We start from the raw sequence: 7,948 nt of genomic DNA on the forward strand, positions 1-7,948 counted from the left end.
TGCAACTGCTCGATGCGGCGATCGACGCCGACGACAGCGTCCAGTCCGAAGGAGCCGACGATGGCTAGGAAACCGGGTTCCCGCGCGGGCCGGCACCGGCCGGACCCCATACAGTTTCGCATTATTGAAAGGAAGTTATCATGGCCGACATTCTGATCCCGAACGTCAAATTCGTCGACATCGCCGAGCGCGAGGCCGAGGCGCTGCAGCGGCTGAAATATGACCTCGACAAGCTGCGTGCGCGCAAAAGACGCAACGGCAACATCCTGGGTCCGCTCGATACCGCCGAGCTCGAACGGCTCGAAAAGATCGACGAAGCGCGCGAAAATACCGCGAGCTATTTCGATCCGCTGTTCCTCGCGACGCGGACCGCCTTTTCGGGCGAGGAGACAGGCGTTGTCCCGATCGTCTTCGAGCAGAAGGATGGCGTCATCCAGCTCAAGGCCGCGACCGAGGCGAAGAAAGATGCCGACGTCGCACGTGTCGCGCTGGTCATCGGCCTGCTCGCGTCCAAGGGCGTTCCCGTCCCGCCGCTCCGCACCCGGGAAACCGGCACTGGCGCCGAAAAGCGGGTCGTGACCGTCACCGACACCCGCCACGAAAATATGGGACCGTTCGTCGAAGGCTTCTTCAAGGCGGCCGGGCGCGTCGCCGGCCATATGGCGCTGGCCGTCCGTGTCCTGAAGCTGATGGCCGAGGCGGTAAAGATCACCGGCGAGGACCGCGAGGCCTCTATCTCGACAATCGAATATGCGAACGTCTTCGAGAAGCTGGTGACCGGCGGCGTCGACGCGCGCGACCCCAATCTGAAGCGCAAGGTCGACGACCAGATGGTTCGCGTCCAGAGCGACGACGACGACAAGCCGCTGCACGAATTCGCACTGACCTTGCCCGACCTTGAAAGCACGACGGATTATGAGGTCGTCGAGGAAAATATCCGGCTGATGGGCCCGATGATCTTCGCCTCGATGTTCGAGGAGTTGAAGGCGTTCCAGGTCGTCGACCGGCTCGTCGAAATGTCGCAGCGCGGCGAACTGCCGCTGATCAAGGGGCCGGCCGGCACCAAGCTCTACCAATATTGGCGCGAGGCGCCGAACCGGATGAGCGAGGTCGAGCGGCAGACCTTCTATGCGATGACGCTGGGCCTGCCCACCGGCCAGCCCGGCGGTTCGAGCAACGGCGATTTCCAGGAACTCTGGCTGCGCTTCGTGTCGTCGGTCTCGTCGCTTGTCCGCGAAAACCGGGTCGACCAGATCCTGCGCTCGTCGCTGCCCGTCGCGATCAACCAGCAGCAGGTCAAGAAGGCCGCACGCGATCTTGCCGCGAACATGTCGCTGCACGGTTACGGCATGGCTTTCTATGCCGCCGCCGACCTGACGAAGCAGATCAACGAGATGATCGACCTGCTTCAGGATGCCGAACTGCGTTCGGCTTTCGGCGCCCGCGACATTTGGGGCGTCATCGATCAGGTCGCGCAGCTCGAACTCGGCGGCGCGCGCAACAGCTCCAAATACCGGACGCTGGCATCGTGCGGTGCGATCATCACCAACTGGCTCGCCGACAATGCCGACCGGCTGCGCGACCCGACGATGCCGATCATCGACATCAAGGAGGTGGAAAACCCGCCACGCCGCTTCAGCGGACAGAATGCGACGTCGAACCCGACCGACTATGACCTCGTCAACGCTTGCGAGCTATGGCTGGCGGACTCGGCGATGGGCGACGACCGCATTGAGCAGATGTCGCAGCCGCGCGAATCCCCTCAGCAACCGAGCCGGCCGATCCAGATCCCGTCGATCGCGCGCGATCTGCTGGAGGGCACCGGGCTCGGCCTCGGCATGGGCGTCGACCCCGGGCGTCGCCCGATGGCCAACGGCCACGGCTACGCCGCTTATTGACCTCTCACCCAAGGAGCATCGCGATGGCGAACCAACCCTTTAGTGCGCAGGTCATGAACCGGCTGTCGCACGCCGCCCAGCGGCTGCGAACCGCCGACCCGCGCGACTATGTCGGCGGCTTCATCGCCGACAGCTTCCGCAAGCCGCAGGGAGACCTCAGCTATGCGCGCAACGCGCTGGCGCCGGGGGCCGCCGCGCTCGAACCCCAGTTCAGCGCGAAAGCTCCGCGGTCGCTGGCATTCAATATGGAGCCGCTCGGTCCCGACGCCAGCGGCTGGGACCGGCGCACCGGCACCAACCGCGAAATGCGGCGCCTCGTCGACGCCAATTTCGGCAACTCGGCGCTCCGCTGGTTCGACGAGTGCAGCGAAGGCTTTCGCGGCATGTCGGTCGGATCGGGGCTGAACTATGGCGCCTTCTTCGGGTCGAGCTTCGACAGCAGCGGCTTGCAGACCGCGTCGGTCAGCTATGAAGGCGGCACCGACCAGCTCGGCCAGGTCAATCCGGCGCTGGCGCGGCTGATCGGTACCGCGATGGCCGGCATGCCGGGCCTCAGGCCGATCTTCACCACATTGGTGGCGGGGCGCGACTATGGCAGCCAATGGGCAACCTTCCTGATCACCAACGGGCTGCGCGTCGCCGACCTGCAACCGATGATGGAGGAACTGGGACTCGGCACCAAGCTGTCGCAAATCTTGCAGATCGTCGGCATCGCGCTCGGCGGGCGGTTCGACCTGCCCTCGGGATCGACACTCGTCGCGCTCGGCCGCGGTCCCGAAGGTCCGGAGATGGAGCTTCAGATCATGCTCGACGCGATCCCCGACGTGCCGCCCAATTTCCTGCAGCTTCTGACGATGAACCTGCGCGAAAGGCCGCGCGAGCTGACCGCGCTCGAGCGCTTTCTCGAGGCATTCACGCCCGACGACGGGGTCTGGCCGGGGCGCTTCTCTGTGCTCGGCATCAAGATCGCGCCGAGCGGGCCGCCGAAGGTCAGCCTGTTCCTGCGTCCCGTCGAATTCGAAATCTCGCCCGCATCGGCGCTTGCCGCCGCTTGACCACACCCGGCCCCGCCCTTGGCACGACCAGAGAAAGATTGAGCCATGACCCTCTACAGTCCCGCCCCGAGCAGCCCCGCCGCCCCGGGGGCGGAGCCGCCGCCCCGGCCAGAGGTCCGCGCCAAGGTGCAGGAGCTGCTCGAACGATCGCCCGCCTATCACCAGCTCCCCGCCGCGCAGCAAAAGCAGGTTGCGCACGATACCGCGAAGGTCGCCGACGCGATGGTCGGCACGACCGCACCCGACATGGCGTCGGTGTCGAGCCGCGCGATGGCGGGCGAAGCCGGCGGGATCGGCGATTTCCAAGAGCATCAAAAGGCAGTCGAAGATATCGGGAACGACCCCTTCGTCGCGGGGGCGGCGCACGAAGGCGCTGCTGTCGCCGGGGAATTTCTGAAACAAATCAACTTCGTGGAATTTGTTTCCGGCCTGATCGACGGGGTTTTCAACTCGATCGTCACCTCGTCGATCGAACAGATGGAAGCCTATTCGAAGATGGTCGCCGACGTTTCGAAATCGCTCAACCAGTTTCGTGACGAGAATACGACCGACGACGACGGCAAGGATACGCTGGTCGAGCAATTCCCCGATGTGTTCTCGATCGGTGTCGACGATTTTTCGGGCAAGCCCACCCCCACGCTGAAACTGCGCGACGACGTCGACCAGGACAGCGCGCTGACGCGGGTGCGCGATACGCTGGGCTCCTATGCCGACGGCGGGATCGATTCGATCGACGTCGCCGACCCCGAAGCGCAAGCCAAGCTGATCAAGGCCGCGCGGAGCCATGTCGCGACCGCGCGTCAGCAACTGCTCGCAACGATGGTGCTGATGGGGCTGAGCCGCGTTGTGGTGACCAACGGCAAGATTTCCGCCAAGATCATGTATGACTTCAATGCCTCGTCGCAGCGCACGCTGTCGCGCTCGGCGATGGCGATGGACCATGCGCGCAACCCCGACGGCAGCATGGCAGTGCTCACCGACGGCGAGGGCGAAAACGAAACGACGAGCAACCGGTCGCGCAGCTATGACGGCAGCTATGAAAGCGGCAAAGGCAATTACAGCGGCAAGTACGACAGCGAATATTACACCAAGGGCAAATATAAATATTCGCAGAAGCCGGTGATGACCGCGATGAGCGTCGCCTCCGAAGCCCAAACCGACCAGCTCACCGCGCGCGCCAGCCTGGCGGGCCAGGTCGACGTCAATTTCAAGTCCGACTATCTGCCGCTCGACAAGATGGCGACGCCCGAGATGATGGCGGCGATCCAGATGCGCTCGAAACCGATCGACCACAACAAGCCGAGCTACAAGCCGACCGAGGCACAGGCACCCGCCCCCGCATCGGCAGGGGCGTGACCGATGCTCGCCGTCGCTTCATCGCAGCCGCCGCCGGAACCCACCAGCCTCAGCCCTGAAGCGGTCGCGCGCGTGCGCCCGCAGGTACGCGAAATGCTGACCAGCATCCCCGCCTTTTCTGAACTGAGCCCCGACGAGCAGGGCAATCTGGCGAACAATATGGTCAAGGTCCTGGCATTCATGGACGATCCCAACCAGATCGTTTCCGAAGCCATGTCGGGCGACCCGCTTGCGAAGGCCATGGTCGGCCCGCAGAAACAGCCCGACGCGAACGAACAGACGCGCCAAAACCTGTCGAAATCGCCGGGTTTTGCAGGCAAGGATTTCCAGGCGGGCGCCGCCCGCCAAGGCACGGATCAGTTTGTCCGCCTGGTCCAGGAAGTTGATTTTCCCGCATTTGTCGGCGGTCTGATCAACAATGTGTTCCAGACGATCGTCTCGAGCTCGATCGAGCAGATGCGCGCCTATGCCGAGCTTGTCGCCAATGTCGCCAAGTCAGCGTCGGACTATATGAACGAGAATATCGGGCTCGGTCAGGGCCGCGACTATCTGGCCGACCGTTTCCCCGACCTGCTCCGCGTCGAACCCGCCGAAGAAGGCCAGTCGAAGCTTGTACCGATCGGCGACGATACCGAAGCGGGGCTCAAGGAAATCCACAATACGCTGGGCCTGCCGGGCGAGCCCGCGACCGACCTCGACGACGAAGCGCAGGAACTGGCACTGGTCAACGCCGCGCGGCTCGCGATGGCGAAATCGCGCCAGCAATTGCTCGCCTCGATGGTCATGCTGGGGATCAACCGCATCGTCATCACCGACGGATCGATCACCGCGAAGGTCAAGTTCGACATGCGCGCGACCGACGAAGCGAAGCGCGACTATAGCGCCGCGGCGTCGGACAAGCAGACGATGCGCAACCGCAATGTCACCGCCTTTGGCGGCAGCTTCCTCGGCTTCGGCGGCGGGTCGGTAAACACCAATGAACGCGGCCATGTCGCGACCGTGAAGACGTCGGTCGACGAAACAAGCGATTCCAAGCTCGACCTCTCGGCGAAGTTGCAGGGCGAGGTGCGCGTCAACTTCAAGTCCGATTATCTGCCGCTCGAAAAGATGGCGACGCCCGAAATGATCGGCGCGATCCAGGGCAATGCGCAGCCGGCGGCGCCCCCCGGATCGGCGGCGGCATCCACCACCGCGCCCGCGGGAGCGTGACATGAACCGCCCGGCCCCCGAAGCCGACCGCGCGGACGCCGCCGCGCCCGAGGCCGCGCTCGCCGATGCCGAGGCGCTGCTGACGCACGCCGAGAATTTCGCGGTCATGCTGGCCGAACTCGGGCAGATCGTGCTGCCGCCGGCGACCTATGCCGATCCGATGCAATTGCGCGCGATCGCCAGCCTCTATCTCGCCGCGACGCTTGAATCGGCGGGGCTGATCGATGCCGCCGACGATCTCGTCCGCATGGTGCGCACGGGCATGCTCGCGGGCGACCTCGGCGAGGCCGCGACGGCCGTGCAGGCCTTCTGGCGCGACCGGCGCGATCATATCCAGCCGAACGAGCGTCAGGCACTGTTCGCGCGCCTGTTCGGCACGCCGTCCGAAACGCTCGACATGGACGCGGGCAGCAACGCCGCGTTCGATGAGCATATGCTCGACCTGTGCGATGCGATCATCAAGGCGGCCGAAAATGGCTCGCCGCGGCAGTTGCATGTAGCCGCGACGCGGCTGGCCGAAAATATCGGCGGCGCCGCGAACGACGCCCTGCTGATGATGGCGCGCGAGATCATCGACACGCTGTCGAAGGCGATCGCGATCCTCAACAATCCGTCCATCCGTGCGATGCTGGCGGCACGGACGCTGTGGGACGCGGTCGGAGCGATCGACCGGCGGTTGAAGCGCCCGCCGCGCGGGACGCTCAATCACCTGCGCCGTGGACGCGCGGGCATGGCGGTGATCGCGTGGGTCGCCGACGTGCTGACCGAAGTCGACCGCGACGGCCCGGCGGCGCTGATGCCGCCCGAGGTGATCGTCACTGCCGCGCTCGACTGGATCGATGAAACCGTCGCGCTGCTCCGGCAGGAAGAGGCCAATGCCGCGCGGCAAGGGGCCGCGCCGGCCACGCAAAGCCAGCCGGCATGGGCCGATCTGGCGCATTGAGCCGCCGCGATGTCCCTCCAGCCCACCGCCCAGACCCTCGCGGCGCCACCCGAAGCGATCCGGCATGCGGTGCGCAGCCAGCTGACCGCCAGCGAAGCTGCCGACAAGGTCGATCCACAGGCGAGGCGCGACATCGCCAACGCTTTGGTGCGTATAGCCCATGCCGCAAAGCTGCTCGATGACGAGGCAGCGCCGGCGCCCGCACCAGCAGCTCCGAGCCGGGCGATGGATGCCGACGATCATTTTTCTTCGACCGCCGTCGATCGCGTCGCCGCTTCGACGCGACAGATTTTGGGTGCCATTTCCTTCCCGCGATTTGTCAGTGAATTGATAAATGGCGTTTTCAAGGCGATGCTCGACACCAATCAGGCGCAGCTTCAGCAATATGTCGAACTGGTGCGTGGCGTGTCGCAATCGCTCGACGGCTTCGCATCAATGGGCGGCGGCGACGATGCTGCAAAGCGATGGCTCGCCGAGCGTTTTCCGGCGAGCTACGAAATCGAGGCGCCCGATCCCGACGACCGGCCCGATCCCGACGACGAGCCCGAGCCGCTGCGGCTGATCACCCGCGGCGCGGCACCGAGTGCCGACGCGCTGCGGACCGCGCTCGGGGTCGAACCCGACACCGAAATGCCGTCGGGAAGCCCGTCCGAGCTGATCCCCTTCGTGCGCCAGTCGCTCGCGCGCAACCGGCAGCAGATGCTGGCCACGATGGTGCAGATGGGGATGCAGCGCATCGTCATCGATGCGGGGCGCATATCGGCCGGCATGCGTTTTCACATCGACGCAAGTTCGGCGGCCGCCGAACAGAATACCTCGGCCTTTGACACGCGCACGACGGTGGGCGCGAGCGCTTCGGTCGGGTTCGGATGGTGGAGCGCCTCGGCCTCGGTCAATTCGACGATCGGCTATGTGGCGACGAACGATACGCGCACGAGCCAGGACCTGAATGCGTCGGCGGATCTGACCAGTTCGGTCGAATTGCAGTTCCGCACCGACCAGGTTCCGCTCGACCGGATCGCGTCGGAGAATACCGTCGAGCGGCTGCGCCTCAACACGCTCAATCCCGAACGCGAGATGGAGATCAATCGCCAGGCCGACGAAGCACGCCTCAGGGCCCGGGGCGAACTGGCGACCGCGCGCGCCGCGCGCGCTGCGCCAAGCGTCGCGCCCACCCCCGCCGCCGCAGCGCCCGCCACGCCGGCGCTCGACACCAATGTCATCGCCGAACGCGCACGCGCCGCGCTGGGCGGCAGCGGCGGCACGACGACACCGCCGGGCAGTGCCGGTGGCAGTACGACGGCGCGGCCGCCCACGACCACCGGGGGCACGACCACCGCGCCGCCCCCGGGAACAGCCTCGATCGGCACGACGACGACGCCGGCGCCGGTCACGACCGGCGCCACCACGCCGCCTCCCCCCGGCACGGCCACGACAGGTTCGACCACCACAGGCCCGACCACAACTCCGCCGCCGGGAACGGCGAC

The 7,948-nt window shown here is 65.8% G+C and carries 5 protein-coding genes and 1 pseudogene; all 6 read left to right on the top strand.

The features are described from left to right. Positions 1–140 precede the first annotated feature (140 nt). Positions 141–1,898 (top strand): hypothetical protein, encoded by a 1,758-nt coding sequence (locus VGD20_RS20675; protein WP_331136253.1) that lies wholly within the window; start codon positions 141–143, stop codon positions 1,896–1,898. Between the two features lie 23 nt (positions 1,899–1,921). Further along, positions 1,922–2,953 carry a hypothetical protein gene (locus VGD20_RS20680; RefSeq protein ID WP_331136254.1) on the top strand — a complete coding sequence of 344 codons (1,032 nt, stop codon included), beginning with the start codon at positions 1,922–1,924 and terminating at the stop codon, positions 2,951–2,953. Positions 2,954–2,998: 45 nt separating this feature from the next. Next, entirely contained in the window at positions 2,999–4,309 is a 1,311-nt protein-coding gene (locus VGD20_RS20685) for a hypothetical protein (RefSeq protein WP_331136255.1), read from the top strand. A 3-nt stretch (positions 4,310–4,312) separates the two neighbouring features. Continuing rightward, a complete protein-coding gene (locus tag VGD20_RS20690; protein ID WP_331136256.1) occupies positions 4,313–5,518 on the top strand; it encodes a hypothetical protein in 1,206 nt (401 codons plus the stop codon). Between the two features lies 1 nt (position 5,519). Continuing rightward, the gene (locus VGD20_RS20695; RefSeq protein WP_331136257.1) at positions 5,520–6,461 is read left to right on the top strand and encodes a hypothetical protein; all 942 of its coding nucleotides are present in this window, start codon (positions 5,520–5,522) and stop codon (positions 6,459–6,461) included. Between the two features lie 9 nt (positions 6,462–6,470). After that, positions 6,471–7,948, top strand: a pseudogene (locus VGD20_RS20700) (hypothetical protein); the annotation flags it as partial.

The organism is Sphingopyxis sp., from assembly GCF_036402335.1.
Lineage (GTDB): Bacteria > Pseudomonadota > Alphaproteobacteria > Sphingomonadales > Sphingomonadaceae > Sphingopyxis.